Genomic DNA, 19,893 nt, shown 5'->3' on the forward strand with positions numbered 1-19,893 from the left:
AAACCCCTTCGCGGCGCTCGCGCTAACAGTCCCCTAATAATTCGGACTTACGTTCCTGCCTTGTGACGGGACACGAGGAGCAAGGCGACGCGGGCAGACGGGTGGGCCGGCGGTCGAGAGTGCTGAAGATCGTCGGCCTCACCCTGGCGGGGGTCATGACGCTCGGCATCGCGGGCGCGGGGTGGGTCTACTGGCACCTCAACGACAACATCAAGAGCGTCGACATCAACAGCGCGCTCGGGGACGACCGCCCGGCGAAGGCGGTGACGACGCCGACGGCCACCGCGTCCGCGTCCGCCTCCCCGTCGCCGCTGCCCACCGGCTCGGTGAACATCCTGGTGCTGGGCTCGGACTCGCGCAGCGGCAAGGAGAACAAGAAGCTCGGCGGCGGCAGCAGCTCGGGCGCCCGCTCCGACACCGCGATGGTCGTCCACATCGACGCCGGACGGACCTCGGCCACCGTCGTCAGCATCCCGCGCGACACCCTGGTCACCCGGCCCTCCTGCCCGCTGTCCTCCGGCGGCTCGACGTCCGTCGCCTACAACGCGATGTTCAACAGCGCCTACTCGGTGGGCGGGGCGGTGTGCGCCGTGAAGACCGTCGAGTCGATCACCGGCGTCCGCATGGACCACTACCTGGAGATCGACTTCTCGGGCTTCGCGAAGCTGGTCGACGCGCTCGGCGGGGTGACCGTGACCACCGACCAGGACATCGACGACGACGACAGCCATCTGCACCTGAAGAAGGGCACCCACCACCTGAACGGCACCCAGGCCCTGGCGCTCGCCCGCACCCGGCACGGCATAGGCGACGGCAGCGACCTCGGCCGGATAGGCCTCCAGCAGAAGCTGGTGAAGGCCCTCCTCGACCAGATGGCCTCCAGCAGCCTGCTGACCAACCCGGCCAAGCTCTACGAGGTCGCCGACGCGGTCACCTCCAGCCTCACCACCGACACCGGCCTGGACTCGCTCAGCGAACTGATGCGGCTGGGCCAGAGCCTGAAGGGCCTCACCTCCGACAACGTCAAGACGGTGATGATGCCCGTGGTGACCGCGCCCTCGGACCACAACCGGGTGATCGCGAAGGAGCCGGCGGCGAGCGACCTGTGGAAGTCGTTGCGGTAGCGGACGGCCTTGAGAGCCGCCGACGTGGCTGTGACATCCGCATCCTGCGCACCAGCGAGCGACATCCGTGACTCGAAGCTCAATCTTTGGGGCGACGCCTCCGAGTTGACCGCGCTCCGGCTCCTCCCTGACGGAGTCCGTCGCGCACGTCGTCGCTTGAGCTTCGGGGGTCGGGATCCGAGATCCTTTTTGTAAGGAATGGGTGGGTGGGCTCAACCCACCCACCCTCCCAAGTCGCCCGCTGGCCAGGCGAGATGACTTTTCGTGATCGGGTCGCGCCGCAGCGTCGCGAACGTGTAGCGTGCGCCACGAAAGCATCGACCCCCGTGGGTGTTAGCAGCACCACGCGGGGGTCTGACCACCAGATCGAATGAGAGTCGTCGATCCATGGCTACCGCCCAGCCTAGTGCTGCCCCGCGCCCGTCCGCGCACCCGAAGGCCAATCCCGGCTACGGAAAGAAGTCCGCCCCGGGCCAAGAGCCCCGCACCGGACGCGACTTCGCCCACCTGCCCGTCCGCGAGGCATCGATCGCCACGTACCTCGACCGGCTCGACGACGAGGCGGACATCTCCATCAAGACACTGGCCAAGCACCTCCCGTACGGCCAGTGCGCCATCGGGACCGCACTCAACAACCTCTCCGTGGCGGGCCATCTGCGCCGCGTGCGCCGCCCCGTCACCGTCGACGGCAACCCGCGCTGGGTCTGGCACACCTTCTTCTCCCGCACCGCCCGTGACGACGCGTGGTGGGACGCCTTCCTCGCCGGCGAGGTACCACCGGCCGCCGCGCCTTCCCAAGCGGCGCGCACGGTGGCGTACGACGTGCTCGCCCGCCTCGGTCGCATCGAGCCCCGACTGACGCTGTCGGCCGGGGAGTGCGTCGCACTGGAGGAGAGCGCGGCGGAATGGTTCGCGAGGGGCGCGAACGAGGCGCAGCTCGTGCAGGCGATGACCGCCGGGCTGCCGGAACACGTGGCGCATGCGTACGGGTTCGTACGCGCCCGCCTCGTTACGAAGCTCCCGCCGGAGCCGGAGCCGGAGCCGGAGCCGGAGCCGCAGCCTCAGCCGCCCACCCGGTACGAGGTCGTGTGCACCGCGTGCGCCGAGCCGGCGGCCGGGGCCTCGCTGCGCGGCGGGCTCTGCGAGGGCTGCCGGGGAGGACGGTCCGCCCTCACCGCCGACCAGGTCCACGCGCACGTGGGGCGACTGCGTGCCGTCCTGCACACCCGGCCTCGTACACAGAAAGGAGCAGACGCATGACGACCTTGCAGCACGGGCCGCCCGCGACCGGGGCAGGATGGAGGGGAGGAGGCGACGCCATGACCCCCAGTACTGCCGACCGGCCCCAGATGCTCGTCGAGGAATTCGAGGAGCTCGCCCGCCATGCGCCGGAGTCGGCACGCCTGGAGTTCCTGAACGGAAAGATCGGGGTCAAGCCCATGCCGGACGGCAACCATGGACAGATTGTCGCCTGGCTTCTCAAGCGCTGCATGCAGCACCGTCCTGAGCTGTTCCTCTTCCCGGAGCAGGGGCTCGAGGTCGAGGCGTACCGCAAGGGACGTGCGAGGCCGGACGGTGCCCTGGCAGCCGAGGAGTACTTCGTCGGCAAGGGCGAGTGGGCCGAGCCGGACGGTGTCCTGATGGTCGTCGAGGTCACCTCCCACGACCGGGACGCCGACAAGCGGGACCGGGTCGAGAAGCCCGACGGCTACGCGGCCGCCGGCATCCCCGTGTACCTCCTCGTCGACCGGGACCTGACGAGCGTGATCGTCTACTCCGACCCGGAGCGCGGTGTCTATCGTTCCGTCACCAGCCGGGCCTTCGGCGCCGTGATCGAGCTCCCGGATCCCGTCGGCTTCACCCTGGAGACGGAGAAGCTCAAGGACTTCGCCGACTGATCTGGCCTTGCCTGATCTTTCCTAACCCTGTCTGACCTGCGGAAACGCTCATCGGGAAATTTTCTTCGAAGAGATTTCGCGAACGTGTCGATCCGCCCGTCCCCCGTTCGACGCATGGGTGAGCGGCGAGGAGAAGCCCCGCCGCATCGGAACGAGACCGAGGAGTCACCATGCCCCGTTACCTGTCGCTCGTGCGGATCGACGAGACCGCCGCCCCCGCCGAGGGGCCCAGCCAGGAGCTGATGCAGCGGATGGGCGAGCTGATCGAGGAGATCACCAAGGCCGGCGTGATGCTGGACACCGCTGGGCTCACCCCGACCTCGCAGGGCACTCGGGTGCACTGGGAGGGCGGCAAGATCTCCGTCACCGACGGGCCGTTCACCGAGTCCAAGGAGGTCATCGGCGGTTACGCGCTGATGCAGTGCAAGGACAAGGCCGAGGCCCTGGAGTGGACCAAGCGGTTCCTCAAGGTGCACGAGGAGTTCTGGACCGTGACCTGCGAGGTCCGGGAGATCGCGGAGGGCTGACCTTCGCCGACCTTCCTGGCGTCCGTCCTGCGGTGGGTGTTGCATGGGGGGCTGTGAGCACACAGCCCCCCGCCGAGGCCGACGCCCCCGCCGAGGCCGAGGCCCGGCACGCCATCGAGACCGTCTTCCGGCTCGAATCGCCGCGCGTGATCGCCGGCGTCGCCCGGGTCGTCCGGGACGTCGGCATCGCGGAGGAGCTGGCGCAGGACGCGCTCGTCGCCGCCCTGGAGCAGTGGCCCCGGGAGGGCGTGCCCGACAACCCGGGCGCCTGGCTCATGACCACCGCCCGCCACCGCGCCGTCGACCTCGTCCGACGCCGGGAGAACTACGCCCGCAAGCTCGCGGAGATCGGCCGCAGCACGGAGACGACGGCCCCGCCCGAGGAGCCCGCCGACCCGGACGACATCGACGACGACCTGCTCCGCCTGGTCTTCACCACCTGCCACCCGGTGCTGTCGCCCGAGGCCCGCACGGCCCTCACCCTGCGCCTTCTCGGCGGCCTGACCACGGCCGAGATCGCCCGCGCCTTCCTCGTCCCCGAACCGACCGTCGCCCAGCGCATCGTCCGCGCCAAGCGCACCCTCGCGACGAAGAACATCGCCTTCGAGGTGCCGTACGGCCCCGACCGCGAGGCCCGGCTCGGCTCGGTCCTTGACGTCATCTACCTGATCTACAACGAGGGCTACGCGGCCACGGCGGGCGACGACTGGCTGCGCCCCTCGCTGTGCGAGGACGCGCTGCGGCTGGCGCGCGTCCTGTCCTCCCTGATGCCGAAGGAGCCGGAGGTGCACGCCCTCACCGCCCTCCTCGAATTCCAGTCCTCCCGTACGGCCGCCCGTACCGGTCCCGACGGCGCACCGGTCCTCCTCCGGGACCAGAACCGCCGCCGCTGGAACCGCATGCTCATCGCCCGCGGCATCGGGGCCCTCGCCCGCGCGGACGCCACGGCGACCGGCGCCCCGGGGCCGTACGCCCTCCAGGCGGCCATCGCGGCCTGCCACGCGCACGCGTACACGTACGAGGAGACCGACTGGACCGCCATCGCCACCCTGTACGGCCTGCTGGCCGCCCGCTCCCCGTCCCCGGTGGTCGAGCTGAACCGCGCGGTGGCCGTGTCGATGGCGGACGGCCCGGCGGCGGCCCTGGCGATCGTGGACCCGCTGACCGCCGAACCCGCCCTGCGCGACTACCACCTGCTGCCGAGCGTGCGCGGCGACCTGCTGGCCCGCCTCGGGCGGACCGCCGAGGCCCGCGCGGAGTTCGAGCGGGCGGCGGCACTGGCACGCAACGAACGGGAGCGGGAGCTGCTGCTGGCCAGGGCGCGGGAGTGCGCTTCGTAGCCGAGCTCAGGACGGCGCGGGGGCGGCAGCCCTGGCGGGGGCGCCGACGAGCATGGTCGGCGCCCCCGCCACCCGGGTCAGGAACACCGTCGCCGCGTTCGGGCCCTGCGGCTTGACCTTCCTGCGCAGTTCCTCGGGTTCCACGGCCGACCCGCGCTTCTTCACGGTCAGGTTCCCGACCCCGCGCTCGCGCAGCAGTGCCTTCAGCTTCTTGACGTTGAAGGGGAGTTCGTCGGTGATCTCGTACGCCGTCGCGTAGGCGGTGGCCCGGAGCGTGTCGGCCGTGATGTACGCGATCGTCGGGTCGACCAGACCGCCGGCGAGCTCCTCGGCCACCTCGGCGACCAGGTGGGCGCGGATGACGGCGCCGTCCGGCTCGTACAGGTAACGGCCGACCGGCCGGACCGCGGGGTCGGGGAGGCCGCGGCCGAGCAGGGTGCGCGGGCCCGGCAGGAGGGTGGCGCGGACGGCCCCCGGAGTACCGGTGCCGAACCAGAGGACGGCCTCCTTCACGTCACCCGCGTCCGAGATCCACTCCGCCTCGGCGGCCGCCGGGACCGCCTCGTGCGGGATGCCGGGGGCGATCTTCAGCGCCGCGACCGGCGCCCGGTGGGCCGTCTCGACCGCCCAGGACAGGGGTGGTGAGTAGGCCTCCGGGTCGAAGATGCGGCCGCGGCCGCCGCGCCGGGCCGGGTCCACGAAGACGGCGTCGTGGCCGGCCGTGTCCACCTCCTGGACGTCCGCCTCCCTGACCTCGATCAGGCCGGTGAGCCCGAGCGCCTCGGCGTTCGCCCGCGCGGTGGCCGCCGTCACCGGATCCCGGTCCACGGCGAGGACGCGGATCCCCGCCCGCGCGAGCGCGATCGCGTCGCCCCCGATCCCGCAGCACAGGTCGGCGACCGAGGTGACCCCCAGCGCCTTCATCCGCTCCGCCCGGTACGTGGCGACACTCGCCCGCGTCGACTGCTCGACCCCGTTCGGCGTGAAGAACATGCGGCCCGCGTCCGCCTCCCCGAACTTCGCCGCCGCCCGCTGCCGCAGCCGGGCCTGGGCCAGCGCCGCCGACACCAGCTCGGCGGGGTGCTCGCGGCGCAGCCGGGTGGCCACGGCGAGCTCGTCGGCGGGCGCGGTGCCGCGCACCTCGTCGAGGAGGGCGCGGCCCTCGGGGGTGAGGAGGGGGGAGAGGTGGTCGTTCACCGGGTCATTGTCGGCCAGTCGGTGGATGGTTCGCCTCCGGCCGCGGTGTCTGCCCGGGTTCCGGGAAGGTGCCTGGAAGGATCCGACGCCATGCGAGCAGTCGTACAAAATGACAAAAATAGGGCAGTACTCGCCGTTGCCGCCCTCGCCACGGCCGCTGCCGCCCTCGTCTCCGGCTGCGCCGGACCGGGGGACGAGGCGGAGGTCCGCCCCGCCGCGGGCCAGCAGGCCCACCGGGGTGCCGCTCCCGACTCCCATGCCGCCCTGGTCGCCGCCGCCCGGCGCTGGGGGCTGGACGCGGTCCCGCTGCGGCCCCCGGCCCCGCCGGAGCACAAGCCGAGGATCACCGCTCGCGACGGCTTCGAGGTGGACGGCCAGGAGGAGGACGACCTGCCCCCGGTCTTCACCACGATCCCGACGAAGAAGAAGGTCGTCTTCCTCACCATCGACGACGGCGCCGAGAAGGACCCGGACTTCCTGCGGATGATGAGCGAGCTGCGGATCCCCTACAGCGCGTTCCTCAGCAACTACCTGGTCAAGGACGACTACGGCTACTTCCGCCGGATGCAGGCCGAGGGCCACACCCTCAACAACCACACCCTCACCCACCCCTACCTGCCGGGCCTGACCTACGACGAGCAGAAGCACGAGATCTGCGGCATGCAGGAGATCATGAAGAAGCAGTTCGGCAAGGCGCCGACGGTCTTCCGCCCGCCCTACGGCAACTACAACGGCGACACCCTGCGCGCCGCCAAGGCCTGCGGCATCAAGTACGCGCCGATCTGGGACGAGGAGGTGTTCGTCGACCACTGGGAGTACCGGGAGTGGGACCGCGGACTGCACCCAGGTGACATCGTCCTCACGCACTTCCGGGGCCGGAACGACTGGGACGGCACCATGGTCGACGACATGCGCCGCTTTCTGAACAAGGTCACCCGCGACGGCTACGCGGTGGCGCGCCTGGAGGACTACCTGTGAGCCGACTGAGGGCGACGGCCGCGCTGCTGGCCGTCGCCCTCCTCCTGTCGGCCTGCGCCCCGTCCGTCGACCCCATCGAACGGCTCGGCAGGAAGGCGGCCGACCGGGTACGCCCGCACGGCCCGGCCGGCGTGCCCGCCTACCGCCGGTGGGGCCTGGCCGCGCCCCTCTCCCCGGCGCCCCGCCCGCCGCTGCACCCGCTGGCCTTCCGCGCCGCCCTGCCGCCGGTCGTCGACCACATCCCCACGTCCGACCGGGTCGTCTTCCTCACCTACGACGACGGCGCCGAGAAGGACCCCCGCTTCGTCGACATGGTCCGCGAGCTGCGCCTGCCGGTGAGCATGTTCCTCACGGACAGCGTGGTCGGCCCCGGCTACGGCCACTTCGCCCGCCTCCAGTCGGTCGGCGCGAGCGTCCAGAACCACACCCTCGACCACCCGGCCATGCCCGGTCTGCCGTACGCCGGCCAGCGCGCCGAGATCTGCGGCCAGCAGGAGAAGCTGAAGTCCCGTTTCGGCATCCGCCCCCGCCTCTTCCGGCCGCCCTACGGCACCTACGACCGCACCACCCTCCGCGCCGCTGCCGACTGCGGTGTCACGGCGGTGGTCCTCTGGCGGGCGGCGATGACCCCCGACGGCATCACCTACCGGAGCGGGGACAAGCAGCTCCGCCCCGGCGACATCATCCTGGTGGGCCCCGACGAGGCCCTCGGCCCGACCCTCAGGGAGCGCACCACCCGGCTGCTGCGCCGGGTACAGGCGAGCGGGCTGACGGTGGGCCGTCTCGAGGATTATCTCTAGCCCAATATAGCTTTAATCATCAAGTCAATACCGGCGCGCGCTGCCACTCATTCCAGGCATGAATGATCCATGTTAACTTGAATATTCACGTCAATGGATCCTCGTACGGAGCAGGGGGGCACAACATGAGCGCACTACCGGCACCCGGCGTGGAGGTGCGGCGCGGTGACGCGCGGCTCGCGAGCCGGCTGTCCTGGCTCGACTCGAAGCACTCGTTCTCCCTCGGCACGCACCGGCCGGACCCGGCCAACACGCACCACGGGGTGCTGCTGGTCAACAACGAGGACCTGGTGCAGCCGGGCACGGGCTTCGACACCCACCCGCACCGGGACATGGAGATCGTCACCTGGGTGCTCCAGGGCTCGCTGGTCCACCAGGACTCCGGCGGCCACTCCGGCGTGATCTACCCGGGCCTGGCCCAGCGGATGAGCGCCGGCACCGGCATCCTGCACTCGGAGAAGAACGACACCTACCGGGCCGCCGGTGCACCCCCCGCCGATCCCGTGCACTTCGTCCAGATGTGGGTCGTACCCGACGAGGCCGGCGTCACCCCGGGCTACGAACAGCTGGAGATCGACGCCGAGCTGCTGTCCGGCGGGCTGGTCACGGTGGCGTCCGGCATGGACCGGCACAAGGACGCGAGCGCCATCCGGATCCGGAACCGGTACGCCGCGCTGTACGCGGCGCGGCTGCGTCCCGATGGGCAGGTGACCCTTCCCGAGGCGCCGTATCTGCACCTGTTCGTCGCCCGCGGTGCGGTGGACCTGGAGGGCGTCGGAGTGCTCGGCGAGGGTGACGCCGCGCGCTTCACGGCCACCGGCGGGCACCGGGTGACGGCCTCGGGACCCGCCGAGATCCTGGTGTGGGAGATGCATGCCGCCGTCGATCTGTGATCCCCGAGGGGTCCGATTCCGGCGGCGCGCCGCCCGCAATTGGCACTCCGCTTGACCGAGTGCTAATCGCGGTCATAGTCTCGGCTCTGGCACTCGGCAGATGAGAGTGCCAACAACGCGACGGGCAGATCCGGCACCCGCGACGACGGATCCACCTGGTCGCCACCTCAGACAGTTAACCCCGTGAGATCTCCGAAGGGGGAGGTCGGATCGTGACGACCACCAGCTCCAAGGTTGCCATCAAGCCGCTTGAGGACCGCATCGTGGTCCAGCCGCTCGACGCCGAGCAGACCACCGCCTCTGGCCTGGTCATCCCGGACACCGCGAAGGAGAAGCCCCAGGAGGGCGCCGTCCTCGCCGTGGGCCCGGGCCGCTTCGAGAACGGCGAGCGGCTTCCGCTCGACGTCAAGGTCGGCGATGTCGTGCTGTACAGCAAGTACGGCGGCACCGAGGTGAAGTACAACGGCGACGAGTACCTCGTCCTCTCGGCTCGCGACGTGCTCGCGATCATCGAGAAGTAATTCACCCGAAGCACATTCTGCTTTGAGCTGCGCCCCTGGCCCCCGCGACCTTATGAAGCCGGGCGTCGGGGGCGCGGTTCGTTTCACCCACGTTTTCCGAGAGGGCTGAACCGCTCCCATGGCGAAGATCCTGAAGTTCGACGAGGACGCCCGTCGCGCCCTCGAGCGCGGCGTCAACAAGCTTGCCGACACGGTCAAGGTGACGATCGGCCCCAAGGGCCGCAACGTCGTCATCGACAAGAAGTTCGGCGCCCCCACCATCACCAACGACGGTGTCACGATCGCCCGCGAGGTCGAGCTCGACGACCCGTACGAGAACCTCGGCGCCCAGCTGGTGAAGGAGGTGGCGACCAAGACCAACGACATCGCGGGTGACGGTACGACCACCGCCACCGTGCTGGCCCAGGCGCTCGTCCGCGAGGGCCTGAAGAACGTCGCCGCGGGTGCCTCCCCGGCCGCCCTGAAGAAGGGCATCGACGCCGCCGTCGCCGCCGTCTCCGAGGAACTGCTCTCCTCCGCCCGTCCGATCGAGGACAAGGCCGACATCGCCGCCGTCGCCGCGCTGTCCGCCCAGGACACGCAGGTCGGCGAGCTCATCGCCGAGGCGATGGACAAGGTCGGCAAGGACGGTGTCATCACCGTCGAGGAGTCCAACACCTTCGGTCTGGAGCTGGACTTCACCGAGGGCATGGCCTTCGACAAGGGCTACCTGTCGCCGTACTTCGTGACGGACCAGGAGCGCATGGAGGCCGTCCTGGAGGACCCCTACATCCTCATCAACCAGGGCAAGGTCTCCTCCATCGCCGACCTGCTCCCGCTGCTGGAGAAGGTCATCCAGGCGGGTGCCTCCCGGCCGCTGCTGATCATCGCCGAGGACGTCGAGGGCGAGGCCCTCTCCACCCTCGTCGTCAACAAGATCCGCGGCACCTTCAACGCGGTCGCGGTCAAGGCCCCGGGCTTCGGTGACCGCCGCAAGGCGATGCTGGAGGACCTGGCGACCCTCACCGGCGGCACGGTCGTCTCCGAGGAGGTCGGCCTCAAGCTCGACCAGGTCGGCCTGGACGTGCTCGGCTCCGCCCGCCGCGTCACCGTCACCAAGGACGACACCACGGTCGTCGACGGCGCCGGCGACTCCTCCGCCGTCACGGGCCGCGTCGCCCAGATCAAGGCCGAGATCGAGAACACCGACTCCGACTGGGACCGCGAGAAGCTCCAGGAGCGCCTCGCGAAGCTGGCCGGCGGCGTGTGCGTGATCAAGGTCGGCGCCGCCACCGAGGTGGAGCTGAAGGAGAAGAAGCACCGTCTGGAGGACGCCATCTCCGCGACCCGCGCCGCGGTCGAGGAGGGCATCGTCTCCGGTGGCGGCTCCGCGCTCGTCCACGCCGTGAAGGTCCTGGAGGGCAACCTCGACAAGACCGGCGACGAGGCCACCGGTGTCTCCGTGGTCCGCAAGGCCGCCGTCGAGCCGCTGCGCTGGATCGCCGAGAACGCCGGCCTGGAGGGCTACGTCATCGTCTCCAAGGTCGCCGACCTGGAGAAGGGCAACGGCTACAACGCCGCCACCGGCGAGTACGGCGACCTGGTCAAGGCCGGCGTCATCGACCCGGTCAAGGTCACCCGCTCCGCCCTGGAGAACGCCGCCTCCATCGCCTCCCTGCTCCTGACGACCGAGACCCTGGTCGTCGAGAAGAAGGAAGAGGAAGAGGCCGCCGCCGCGGGCCACTCCCACGGCCACTCGCACTAGGCGCCAGTCTCCAAGGCACCGGTTTCTGCGGAAGCAGTCTCTGAGGAAGCCCCCGTTCCCGGTCGTCCGCCGGGAACGGGGGCTTCGCCCCTCGCGGGTACTTCGATGGTCGGCCTAGTTCTCCAGCGCGTCCAGCGCTCCAAGCTGCGCCAGCAGGCCCATCCGGTCGTACTGCAGCCAGCCCTCGGCCATCTTCCCGCCGGCGTCGAAGCGGTGGATCGTCGTCCCGGCCATGGTGACCTGCCGGCCGGTGTTCGGCACCCCCATGAACTCCGCCTGCTGCACCCCCGTCCAGAGCCACCTGGTGCACACCCGGTCGCCCTGGGCGATCTGGTCCTCGACGAGGAACGAGAAGTCGAAGGCCCGCCGCCACATCTCCAGCTTGCGCCGCATCGCGTCCATGCCGATGGTGTCCTGGCCCTCGACCGGATCGTGGTCGTGGTAGTCCTCGGCGAGCAGACCGTCCAGCGGTGCCAGCGGGCCCGGCGCGGCGATCGTCTCGAAGAACCGCCGCGCGGTGTCCGCGTACAGCCCCTCGTCACGCACCACGTCCAGATCGGTGAACGTCGGCGTCCCCTCGCAGAGCGCCAGCAGCTCGTGGAACACCTTGTCGGTCTCCGGGAGTCGCGAGTTCCGCATCGCCTCCTCGTACGACGGGAACTCCACGATCTCCACGACGTGCTGCGCGTCGGTGCGGTCCTTGCCGACCAGCGTGTGCGTCGCCGTCCGCTTCCCCTTGGTCTGCTCGACCCATCTGTCCATCAGCCGGTCCATCTCGTCGAACCGCCTGGTCCTGCACTCGATGAGCTGCACGAACGTCATGAAACCGCCTCCGGCCCCCCTGCGGGTGCGACCGAACGCCACCATCGTCTCACCGGCCCGGTCCGTGCCGCGCGCGGTGCCGCTCGGGCCCCTGCTCCGGCCTACTGCGGCCCGTACTTGCGGCCTGTCTTCGAGCTGATGCCGCCCACCAGCCCGCGCGGCGCCATCTTCGCCAGGCCCGTCAGCACCTTGTAGCGGGGATCCGGGATCGACAGCGTCTTCCCGCGCGCGAGGTCGGCCAGCGCCGCCGCGACCAGCTTGTCGGCGTCCAGCCACATCCAGCCCGGGATGTTGTCCGTGCCCATCCCGGCCCGCTGATGGAACTCCGTACGGACGAACCCCGGTGCCAGCGCCATCAGCCGGACCCCGCTGCCCGCGAGATCACGCGCCGCGCCCTGGGTGAACTGCACGACCCACGCCTTGGAGGCGCCGTACGTCCCACGCGGCACGAACGCCGCCACCGACGCCACGTTGACCACACCGCCGCGGCCGCGCTCCCGCATCGCGTCGGCCGCCGCCGCCGTCAGCCGCAGCACCGCCTCGCAGTGCACCTTGAGCATGCGCAGCTCGTCGGCCATCGGCACGTCGAGGAAATGGCCCTTGTTGCCGAAGCCGGCGTTGTTGACCAGCAGGTCGACCGGGTTCCTGCGGTCGGCGAGCCGGGCGGCGACCGACTCGATGCCGGCGTCCTCGGCGAGGTCGGCGGTGAGTACCTCCGCCTCGATGCCATGCCGGTCGTGCAGCTCGGTCGCCTGCTCGCGCAGCCGCTTGGTGTCCCGGGCCACCAGGACGAGGTTGTGCCCGTCGGCCGCCAGCCGCCGCGCGAACGCGGCACCGATCCCCGCCGTCGATCCCGTAATCAGAGCCGTTGTCATGGCCCAAGGGTAGTGACCGGGACTGACGGCGTCCGCTGTGCGCACCGGCTCTCCCGAAGGGTGAAGCACCGGTGAACGGGCTGCGTGTGACGGCCGTTCAGCCGCCCTGCGCCGCCACGTACTTCCGCGCCTGTGCCAGCGCCTCCGGGTGCAACGCCGTTCCCGCCGCGAGCAACCGGGGCAGCAACTCCCGCTCGGTCGTGGTCGCGCGGAACTCCATCGCCGCCGTCACCCCGTGCTCCGGCCGGAGCACGATCTCGATCGGGTCGCCGGCTCTGATCTCACCCGGTTCGATCACCCGGAGGTAGGCACCGGTGGCACCCTTCCGCGTGAACCTCTTCACCCATCCCCGCTCGCCCAGATGGCCCTGAAAAGTACGGCACGGGATGCGCCCGGAGGTGACCTCCAGTACGACCTCGGAGCCGATCCGCCAGCGCTCGCCGATCAGCGCATCCGACACGTTCAGCCCGTTTGTCGTGAGGTTCTCACCGAAACAGCCGTTCGGCAGGGGGCGGCCGAGCTCCTTCTCCCAGTCGTCGAGGTCCTCGCGCGCGAACGCGTACACCGCCTGGTCGTCGCCGCCGTGATGGCGCAGGTCGCACACCGCGTCCCCGGCCAGCCCGCTGCCCGCGACGCCCTTCGGCCCTGGTACCGCCACCCGCACCGGCCCGTCCACCGGCCGCTTGTCGATACCCGTCACGCCGTCGGCCTGGTCCGTGTGCGGCGACGGCGTCGCACGGCCGAGGTTCACCGAGAGAAGCTCCATGCTCCGACGGTACGGGACCCCTATCAAAGCGGCGACACGATATTGGGCACTCCACCCAAGTCCGCCTTATGCTCGGAGGGTGATCGAGGCACGTCATCTCCGCGTCCTGCGCGCCGTCGCCACCACCGGTTCCTTCTCGGCGGCGGGGCGTGAACTGGGCTGCACGCAGCCCGCCGTCAGCCAGCAGATGAAGGCCCTGGAGAGCTCCGTGGGCACCCCGCTGCTGGTCCGCAACGGCCGCGAGATGCGCCTGACCCAGGCCGGCGAGGCCCTGGTCCGGCATGCCTCCGGGATCCTCGCCGGGCTCACCGCCGCCGAGGAGGAGGTCGCCGCGATCGCCGGGCTGCGGGCCGGCCGGGTGCGCCTGGTCTCCTTCCCGAGCGGCAGTTCCACCCTGGTCCCGACGGCCCTCGCCGCCCTGCGTGCCGCGCACCCCGGCACCCGCGTCTCCCTGGAGGAGGCCGAGCCGCCGAAGTCCGTGGAGCTGCTGCGCGCGGGTGACTGCGACATCGCGCTCGCCTTCCGCTACGAGGGCGCGGCGGACGCCGAGGAGTGGGACGACCTGGTGGTGCGGCCGCTGCTGACCGACCGTCTCGTCGGCCTGGTGCCCGAACGGCACCGGCTCGCCCACGCGGAGTCCGTCGCCCTCGGCGAGCTCGCCGACGAGCCCTGGATCGCGGGCTGCCCGCGCTGCCGGGGACAGCTCGTCCAGGCGTGCGAGAGCGCGGGCTTCACGCCCCGCATCGACTTCGCCACCGACGACTACCCGGCCGTGGTCGGCCTGGTCGGCGCGGGACTGGGAGTGGCCGTCCTGCCCCGGCTGGCGATCGAGTCGGTACGGCCGAGAGGTGCGCGCACGGTGGTGCTGGAGCCCGCGGTACGGCGGGAGATCGTCGCCCTCACGCTGTCCGACCTGGCACAGGTGCCGGCCGTGGCGGCGACGCTGGAACAGCTGGGCCGGGCGGCCCGGCGGGCGTGACGGAAGGCGCCGGGCGCGCGATGCCGGGCACGCGTGAAGGCGCCGGGCACGCGCGCGTGCCCTAGCGGCAGCAGATCGTCAACGGATTGTCAACAGATTGCAGAAACGTTCTTTCATGTGTCGGAGGCGGAGCCGCCGCTGGTTGTCGACGCCGACACCAGCCTGTTGCGCGCCCGCCCCATGAGCTCTTCGCGCTCGTCCTCGGTCAGGCCGCCCCACACGCCGTACGGCTCGCGGACCGCCAGCGCGTGCGCCGCGCACTCCGCGCGGACCGGGCACCTCATGCAGACCTCCTTGGCCGAGTTCTCACGGGCACTCCGAGCCGCCCCGCGCTCGCCCTCGGGATGGAAGAAGAGCGAGCTGTCGACCCCACGGCAGGCAGCCAGGAGCTGCCAGTCCCACAGGTCTGCGTTCGGTCCGGGAAGGCGGGAGAAATCTGCCATTACGTGACCCCTTGTAGCCGTTCTGGGCGGATACGGTGCCAACGACCGTACATCTCCGGTCTAGAGAGATGAAAATATGACTCATTGGCAATCTAGCCCCAGACACCGTGAAACGGGAAGAAAAAGGGCTAAATGGGGCATTGGTTGTGATGAAAAGTTGAGGGTCTGACGTCCATGTCTGCACCGTGTCCGCCCCCTCACGTAGAGTGCCGAAGACGGCATGCAGCCCCGTAACTCTTTCGAGTGACCGTCGTTGAGAGTGCGGTGGCGGTTGAAGCAACAAGCGCTCGGGCAGGCGTCCGAGACGTTCGACCGCACAGGTGACGATTCCGTACCAGCCTGGAGGCTCAAGGTGACGCGCATCAGCTGCGGAGGGCGGTCATGACATCCGTCCTCGTCTGCGACGACTCCCCGCTTGCCCGAGAGGCGCTCCGCCGCGCGGTGGCGACCGTGCCCGGTGTCGAGCGCGTGACGACGGCGGCCAACGGCGAGGAAGTCCTCCGCCGCTGGGGTGCCGACCGATCCGACCTGATCCTGATGGACGTGCGCATGCCCGGACTGGGCGGCGTCGAGACCGTGCGCCGGCTGCTGTCCGCCGACCCCGGCGCGCGCATCATCATGCTCACGGTCGCCGAGGACCTGGACGGCGTGGCCCTGGCCGTCGCCGCCGGCGCCCGCGGTTACCTGCACAAGGACGCCTCGCGCGCCGAACTGCGGGCCACCGTGACACAGGCCCTCGCCGACCCGACCTGGCGGCTGGCCCCGCGTCGGCTGCGCTCGGCCGAGATGGGCGCCGCGCCCACGCTCACCGCGCGCGAGATCCAGGTCCTGGAGGGCATGAGCCATGGCCGCTCCAACGCCGAGATCGGCCGCGAGCTGTTCCTCTCCGAGGACACCGTGAAGACGCACGCCCGGCGCCTGTTCAAGAAGCTCGGAGCCTCCGACCGCGCCCACGCGGTTGCTCTCGGCTTCCGCTGGGGACTGGTTCGTTAGTACGGCGGTGAGCTGCGCCGCAGCGGGGAAGCGGACCGACCGGACGCCCCCGCCTACCCCACGGTGGGCGGGGTCCGCAAGGCCTGGGGCCGGAGGCCCGCTGCTCGTTTCGGCGCGGATGCCGCATCCTTGAGGTGTGGAGTCTCTCGGGGACGAGTCGTTCGAGCGGAAGGGGAGGGCGCAGGAGATGAGTTCCGGCGCACCTGCTCATAACGCTTCGGTGCACAACGACGGACGCGATGCCACGCCGCCGACGGCAGCAGGGCACCATGGACCGATGCGCGACGACGAGGCGGTCACTGCCGTGGGGACGATCGGCGCTCTCGTTCATCGCGCCGTAGACGGGGACGAGCAGGCCACGCACGACCTGCTCGCCCATGTCCACCCCCTCGCGCTGCGCTACTGCCGTACCCGGCTGTCCCGCCTGCCGGGTGATGCCCGGCACTTCGTCGAGGACCTCGCCCAGGAAGTCTGCGTGGCGGTGCTGCTGGCCCTGCCCCGCTACCGCGACACCGGACGCCCCTTCGAGGCCTTCGTCTTCGCGATCGCCTCCCACAAGGTCGCCGACCTGCAGCGCGCCGCGATGCGCCACCCGGGGTCCACCGCCGTCCCCTCGGACGAGATGCCGGAGCGCCCCGACGACTCCCTCGGCCCCGAGGAGCGCGCACTGCTCAGCAGCGACGCCGAATGGGCCAAGCAACTCCTGGCCAACCTCCCGGAGAACCAGCGCGAGCTGCTGCTGCTCCGCATCGCCGTGGGCCTCACGGCCGAGGAGACCGGCCAGATGTTGGGAATGTCACCGGGCGCGGTGCGAGTGGCCCAGCACCGGGCCCTGAGCCGGCTGCGGGCGCTCGCGGAGCAGTAGCCGGAGCCCTCTTCCGCCCTGGCTCTCCGGCCTGCGGCAGCTTCCCCTCCGCCGCCACGGCGCTCAACTGCGACGGCGTTTTCCGGCGGTGCCGAACCCGCGCCCGCCTCTGCCACGGCCTCACACCTGCGCCCCCGATGAACAGGCGCCCGCTCGTTTCCGTACGAACATACGAAGCCCGGAGCTGAGTCGTACCGTGGAATTTGGGACCCGTGCTTCCCGTTAGCATGGGCATCCGCACCGTTCAAGGCCATTTGGGGAAGGTGTCATGACTGCCAACGTCGACGGAGTGCCCGACAAATTCGCGACACTCGGGCTGACCTACGACGACGTGCTGCTGCTGCCGGGCGCATCCGAAGTGCTCCCCAACGCGGTCGACACCTCGTCCCGCATCTCCCGCAACGTCCGGGTCAACATCCCGCTGCTCTCCGCGGCGATGGACAAGGTGACCGAGTCCCGCATGGCCATCGCGATGGCCCGGCTCGGCGGTGTCGGCGTGCTGCACCGCAACCTCTCCGTCGAGGACCAGGTCAACCAGGTCGACCTCGTCAAGCGGTCCGAGTCCGGCATGGTCACCGACCCGATCACGGTGCACCCGGAGGCGACCCTCGCCGAGGCCGACGCGCTGTGCGCCAAGTTCCGCATCAGCGGTGTGCCCGTCACCGACCCGGCCGGCAAGCTGCTCGGCATCGTCACCAACCGCGACATGGCCTTCGAGTCCGACCGCACCCGCCAGGTGCGCGAGGTCATGACCCCGATGCCGCTGATCACCGGCAAGGTCGGCACCTCCGGCGTCGAGGCGATGGAGCTGCTGCGCAGGCACAAGATCGAGAAGCTGCCGCTGGTCGACGACGAGGGCGTCCTCAAGGGCCTGATCACGGTCAAGGACTTCGTCAAGGCCGAGAAGTACCCGAACGCCGCCAAGGACGCCGAGGGCCGCCTCATCGTCGGCGCCGCCGTGGGCGCCAGCCCCGAGGCCCTGGAGCGGGCCCAGGCGCTCGCCGAGGCCGGCGTGGACTTCCTGGTCGTCGACACCTCGCACGGTCACAACAGCAACGCCCTCAGCTGGATGGCGAAGATCAAGTCGAGTGTGAACGTCGACGTGATCGGCGGCAACGTCGCCACCCGCGACGGCGCGCAGGCGCTGATCGACGCCGGCGTCGACGGCATCAAGGTCGGCGTGGGCCCCGGCTCGATCTGTACCACCCGGGTGGTCGCCGGCATCGGCGTCCCGCAGGTCACCGCCATCTACGAGGCCTCCCTCGCCGCCCGCCCGGCCGGCATCCCGCTCATCGGCGACGGCGGCCTGCAGTACTCCGGCGACATCGGCAAGGCGCTCGCCGCCGGTGCCGACACCGTGATGCTCGGAAGCCTGCTCGCCGGCTGCGAGGAGTCGCCCGGCGAGCTGCTCTTCATCAACGGCAAGCAGTTCAAGTCGTACCGCGGCATGGGCTCGCTCGGCGCCATGCAGTCGCGCGGCCAGGGCCGGTCCTACTCCAAGGACCGCTACTTCCAGGCCGAGGTCTCCTCCGACGACAAGCTCGTGCCCGAGGGCATCGAGGGCCAGGTGCCCTACCGCGGCCCGCTCGCCAACGTGCTGCACCAGCTCGTCGGCGGCCTGCGCCAGACCATGGGCTACGTGGGCGCGGCCACCGTCGACGAGATGGAGTCCAAGGGCCGCTTCGTGCGGATCACCGCCGCGGGCCTCAAGGAGAGCCACCCGCACGACATCCAGATGACGGTCGAGGCGCCGAACTACAGCCGCAAGTAGTCACCACGGCCTTTCCAGGGCGGTCCCGGGTGCACCGGGGCCGCCCTTGCCGTACCCGTCGGCGATACTGGTAGACGCTGAAACGCAGAGGGAAAGGCCACAGACGTGACTGAGATCGAGATCGGGCGCGGCAAGCGCGGCCGCCGGGCGTACGCCTTCGACGACATCGCCGTCGTCCCCAGCCGCCGTACGCGGGACCCGAAGGAGGTCTCGATCGCCTGGCAGATCGACGCCTACCGCTTCGAGCTGCCGTTCCTGGCCGCCCCCATGGACTCGGTCGTCTCCCCGGCCACCGCGATCCGCATCGGCGAGCTCGGCGGCCTGGGTGTCCTCAACCTCGAAGGACTCTGGACCCGGTACGAGGACCCGCAGCCCCTCCTCGACGAGATCGTCGAGCTGGACGCCGACACCGCCACCCGCCGCCTCCAGGAGATCTACTCCGCCCCCATCAAGGAGGAGCTGATCGGCGCGCGCATCAAGGAGGTCCGCGACTCCGGCGTGGTCACGGCGGCCGCGCTCTCCCCGCAGCGCACCGCGCAGTTCTCCAAGGCGGTCGTGGACGCGGGCGTGGACATCTTCGTCATCCGCGGTACGACGGTCTCCGCGGAGCACGTCTCGTCCTCGCACGAGCCGCTGAACCTGAAGCAGTTCATCTACGAGCTCGACGTCCCGGTGATCGTCGGCGGCTGCGCCACCTACACGGCGGCGCTGCACCTGATGCGCACGGGCGCGGCGGGCGTGCTCGTCGGCTTCGGCGGCGGCGCCGCCCACACCACGCGCAACGTGCTCGGCATCCAGGTCCCCATGGCCACCGCCGTCGCGGACGTGGCCGCCGCCCGCCGCGACTACATGGACGAGTCCGGCGGCCGCTACGTCCACGTGATCGCCGACGGCGGTGTCGGCTGGTCCGGCGACCTCCCCAAGGCGATCGCCTGCGGCGCCGACTCGGTGATGATGGGCTCCCCGCTGGCCCGCGCGACCGACGCGCCGGGCAAGGGCCACCACTGGGGTATGGAGGCCGTCAACGAGGAGCTCCCGCGCGGCAAGAAGGTCGACCTCGGCACGGTCGGCACCGTCGAGGAGATCCTCACCGGCCCGTCCCACACCCCCGACGGTTCGATGAACCTCTTCGGCGCCCTGCGCCGCGCCATGGCCACGACCGGCTACAGCGAGCTGAAGGAGTTCCAGCGCGTCGAGGTGACGGTCGCGGACTCGCAGCACAAGCGGTAGCCCGTACGCGGACTCGCAGCACAAGCGGTAGCCCGTACGCGGACGGAGGGCCGGTCACCCGAGGTGGGCGACCGGCCCTTTCGCGTAGCCGCGCGGGTACGCGATACCCGCGCGGGTATCGCGTACC

The 19,893-nt window shown here is 70.7% G+C and carries 20 protein-coding genes; 15 read left to right on the forward strand and 5 right to left on the reverse strand.

Annotation, left to right across the window (positions count from 1 at the left end; all coding sequences use genetic code 11):
- Positions 1–119 precede the first annotated feature (119 nt).
- The 5 genes from ACFWPS_RS38205 (at position 120) to ACFWPS_RS38225 (ending at position 4,889) form a co-directional block, all read left to right on the forward strand.
- On the forward strand, positions 120–1,124 hold the full coding sequence (locus ACFWPS_RS38205) for an LCP family protein (RefSeq protein ID WP_383714257.1): 1,005 nt from the start codon (positions 120–122) through the stop codon (positions 1,122–1,124).
- Positions 1,125–1,511: 387 nt separating this feature from the next.
- Complete coding sequence (locus tag ACFWPS_RS38210; RefSeq protein WP_383714211.1) at positions 1,512–2,384, forward strand: hypothetical protein; 873 nt, start codon at positions 1,512–1,514, stop codon at positions 2,382–2,384.
- Positions 2,385–2,443: 59 nt separating this feature from the next.
- A complete protein-coding gene (locus ACFWPS_RS38215; RefSeq protein ID WP_383714214.1) occupies positions 2,444–3,022 on the forward strand; it encodes a Uma2 family endonuclease in 579 nt (192 codons plus the stop codon).
- 170 nt (positions 3,023–3,192) lie between these two features.
- Complete coding sequence (locus tag ACFWPS_RS38220) at positions 3,193–3,549, forward strand: YciI family protein (protein WP_217558557.1); 357 nt, start codon at positions 3,193–3,195, stop codon at positions 3,547–3,549.
- A gap of 53 nt (positions 3,550–3,602) precedes the next feature.
- Positions 3,603–4,889: an RNA polymerase sigma factor gene (locus ACFWPS_RS38225; protein ID WP_383714217.1), complete on the forward strand. Its 1,287-nt coding sequence runs from the start codon at positions 3,603–3,605 to the stop codon at positions 4,887–4,889.
- A 6-nt stretch (positions 4,890–4,895) separates the two neighbouring features.
- Here ACFWPS_RS38225 and ACFWPS_RS38230 read toward each other — a convergent pair whose 3' ends face one another.
- A complete protein-coding gene (locus tag ACFWPS_RS38230) occupies positions 4,896–6,086 on the reverse strand; it encodes a methyltransferase domain-containing protein (RefSeq protein WP_383714220.1) in 1,191 nt (396 codons plus the stop codon).
- Between the two features lie 90 nt (positions 6,087–6,176).
- On the opposite strand from ACFWPS_RS38230, the gene ACFWPS_RS38235 reads away from it, so the two are divergent.
- The 5 genes from ACFWPS_RS38235 to groL all read left to right on the forward strand — a co-directional run bounded on the left by ACFWPS_RS38235 (position 6,177) and on the right by groL (position 11,022).
- Complete coding sequence (locus ACFWPS_RS38235) at positions 6,177–7,064, forward strand: polysaccharide deacetylase family protein (RefSeq protein ID WP_383714222.1); 888 nt, start codon at positions 6,177–6,179, stop codon at positions 7,062–7,064.
- On the forward strand, positions 7,061–7,864 hold the full coding sequence (locus ACFWPS_RS38240; protein WP_383714225.1) for a polysaccharide deacetylase family protein: 804 nt from the start codon (positions 7,061–7,063) through the stop codon (positions 7,862–7,864). The genes ACFWPS_RS38235 and ACFWPS_RS38240 overlap by 4 nt, the downstream gene beginning before the upstream one ends.
- Positions 7,865–7,989: 125 nt before the next feature.
- On the forward strand, positions 7,990–8,757 hold the full coding sequence (locus ACFWPS_RS38245) for a pirin family protein (protein ID WP_383714228.1): 768 nt from the start codon (positions 7,990–7,992) through the stop codon (positions 8,755–8,757).
- A gap of 212 nt (positions 8,758–8,969) precedes the next feature.
- Positions 8,970–9,278, forward strand: a complete 309-nt coding sequence (gene groES, locus ACFWPS_RS38250; protein WP_066995800.1) for a co-chaperone GroES — start codon at positions 8,970–8,972, stop codon at positions 9,276–9,278.
- A gap of 118 nt (positions 9,279–9,396) precedes the next feature.
- Positions 9,397–11,022, forward strand: a complete 1,626-nt coding sequence (gene groL, locus ACFWPS_RS38255) for a chaperonin GroEL (protein ID WP_383714229.1) — start codon at positions 9,397–9,399, stop codon at positions 11,020–11,022.
- A 114-nt stretch (positions 11,023–11,136) separates the two neighbouring features.
- Here groL and ACFWPS_RS38260 read toward each other — a convergent pair whose 3' ends face one another.
- The 3 genes from ACFWPS_RS38260 to ACFWPS_RS38270 all read right to left on the reverse strand — a co-directional run bounded on the left by ACFWPS_RS38260 (position 11,137) and on the right by ACFWPS_RS38270 (position 13,485).
- Positions 11,137–11,844, reverse strand: a complete 708-nt coding sequence (locus ACFWPS_RS38260) for an ester cyclase (protein WP_383714232.1) — start codon at positions 11,842–11,844, stop codon at positions 11,137–11,139.
- A gap of 101 nt (positions 11,845–11,945) precedes the next feature.
- Entirely contained in the window at positions 11,946–12,719 is a 774-nt protein-coding gene (locus tag ACFWPS_RS38265) for an SDR family NAD(P)-dependent oxidoreductase (protein WP_383714234.1), read from the reverse strand.
- Positions 12,720–12,816: 97 nt separating this feature from the next.
- Positions 12,817–13,485, reverse strand: a complete 669-nt coding sequence (locus ACFWPS_RS38270) for an MOSC domain-containing protein (protein ID WP_383714235.1) — start codon at positions 13,483–13,485, stop codon at positions 12,817–12,819.
- Positions 13,486–13,564: 79 nt separating this feature from the next.
- On the opposite strand from ACFWPS_RS38270, the gene ACFWPS_RS38275 reads away from it, so the two are divergent.
- Positions 13,565–14,464, forward strand: a complete 900-nt coding sequence (locus tag ACFWPS_RS38275) for a LysR family transcriptional regulator (protein ID WP_383714237.1) — start codon at positions 13,565–13,567, stop codon at positions 14,462–14,464.
- Positions 14,465–14,577: 113 nt separating this feature from the next.
- Here ACFWPS_RS38275 and ACFWPS_RS38280 read toward each other — a convergent pair whose 3' ends face one another.
- A complete protein-coding gene (locus ACFWPS_RS38280) occupies positions 14,578–14,907 on the reverse strand; it encodes a WhiB family transcriptional regulator (protein WP_123974752.1) in 330 nt (109 codons plus the stop codon).
- Between the two features lie 381 nt (positions 14,908–15,288).
- Here ACFWPS_RS38280 and ACFWPS_RS38285 point away from each other — a divergent pair, with 381 nt between their 5' ends.
- From ACFWPS_RS38285 to ACFWPS_RS38300, 4 genes are all read left to right on the forward strand, one after another.
- A complete protein-coding gene (locus tag ACFWPS_RS38285) occupies positions 15,289–15,900 on the forward strand; it encodes a response regulator transcription factor (protein ID WP_003948568.1) in 612 nt (203 codons plus the stop codon).
- 277 nt (positions 15,901–16,177) lie between these two features.
- The gene (locus ACFWPS_RS38290; protein WP_383714239.1) at positions 16,178–16,765 is read left to right on the forward strand and encodes a sigma-70 family RNA polymerase sigma factor; all 588 of its coding nucleotides are present in this window, start codon (positions 16,178–16,180) and stop codon (positions 16,763–16,765) included.
- A 268-nt stretch (positions 16,766–17,033) separates the two neighbouring features.
- Complete coding sequence (guaB, locus tag ACFWPS_RS38295; RefSeq protein ID WP_383714242.1) at positions 17,034–18,536, forward strand: IMP dehydrogenase; 1,503 nt, start codon at positions 17,034–17,036, stop codon at positions 18,534–18,536.
- A 105-nt stretch (positions 18,537–18,641) separates the two neighbouring features.
- Positions 18,642–19,766, forward strand: a complete 1,125-nt coding sequence (locus ACFWPS_RS38300; protein ID WP_383714245.1) for a GuaB3 family IMP dehydrogenase-related protein — start codon at positions 18,642–18,644, stop codon at positions 19,764–19,766.
- The last annotated feature ends 127 nt before the right edge of the window (positions 19,767–19,893 follow it).

The organism is Streptomyces sp. NPDC058457 (assembly GCF_042720695.1).
In the GTDB taxonomy this organism is placed as follows: Bacteria; Actinomycetota; Actinomycetes; order Streptomycetales; family Streptomycetaceae; genus Streptomyces.

Excerpts from the sequence above, each read along its gene's own strand:
- ACFWPS_RS38220 (WP_217558557.1), top strand. The coding sequence starts at position 3,193 with ATGCCCCGTTACCTGTCGCTCGTGCGGATCGACGAGACCGCCGCCCCC.
- ACFWPS_RS38270 (WP_383714235.1), bottom strand. The coding sequence starts at position 13,485 with ATGGAGCTTCTCTCGGTGAACCTCGGCCGTGCGACGCCGTCGCCGCAC.
- ACFWPS_RS38235 (WP_383714222.1), top strand. The coding sequence starts at position 6,177 with ATGCGAGCAGTCGTACAAAATGACAAAAATAGGGCAGTACTCGCCGTT.
- ACFWPS_RS38285 (WP_003948568.1), top strand. The coding sequence starts at position 15,289 with ATGACATCCGTCCTCGTCTGCGACGACTCCCCGCTTGCCCGAGAGGCG.
- ACFWPS_RS38210 (WP_383714211.1), top strand. The coding sequence starts at position 1,512 with ATGGCTACCGCCCAGCCTAGTGCTGCCCCGCGCCCGTCCGCGCACCCG.
- ACFWPS_RS38290 (WP_383714239.1), top strand. The coding sequence starts at position 16,178 with ATGCGCGACGACGAGGCGGTCACTGCCGTGGGGACGATCGGCGCTCTC.
- guaB (WP_383714242.1), top strand. The coding sequence starts at position 17,034 with ATGACTGCCAACGTCGACGGAGTGCCCGACAAATTCGCGACACTCGGG.
- ACFWPS_RS38265 (WP_383714234.1), bottom strand. The coding sequence starts at position 12,719 with ATGACAACGGCTCTGATTACGGGATCGACGGCGGGGATCGGTGCCGCG.
- ACFWPS_RS38280 (WP_123974752.1), bottom strand. The coding sequence starts at position 14,907 with ATGGCAGATTTCTCCCGCCTTCCCGGACCGAACGCAGACCTGTGGGAC.
- ACFWPS_RS38215 (WP_383714214.1), top strand. The coding sequence starts at position 2,444 with ATGACCCCCAGTACTGCCGACCGGCCCCAGATGCTCGTCGAGGAATTC.
- ACFWPS_RS38260 (WP_383714232.1), bottom strand. The coding sequence starts at position 11,844 with ATGACGTTCGTGCAGCTCATCGAGTGCAGGACCAGGCGGTTCGACGAG.
- groL (WP_383714229.1), top strand. The coding sequence starts at position 9,397 with ATGGCGAAGATCCTGAAGTTCGACGAGGACGCCCGTCGCGCCCTCGAG.
- ACFWPS_RS38245 (WP_383714228.1), top strand. The coding sequence starts at position 7,990 with ATGAGCGCACTACCGGCACCCGGCGTGGAGGTGCGGCGCGGTGACGCG.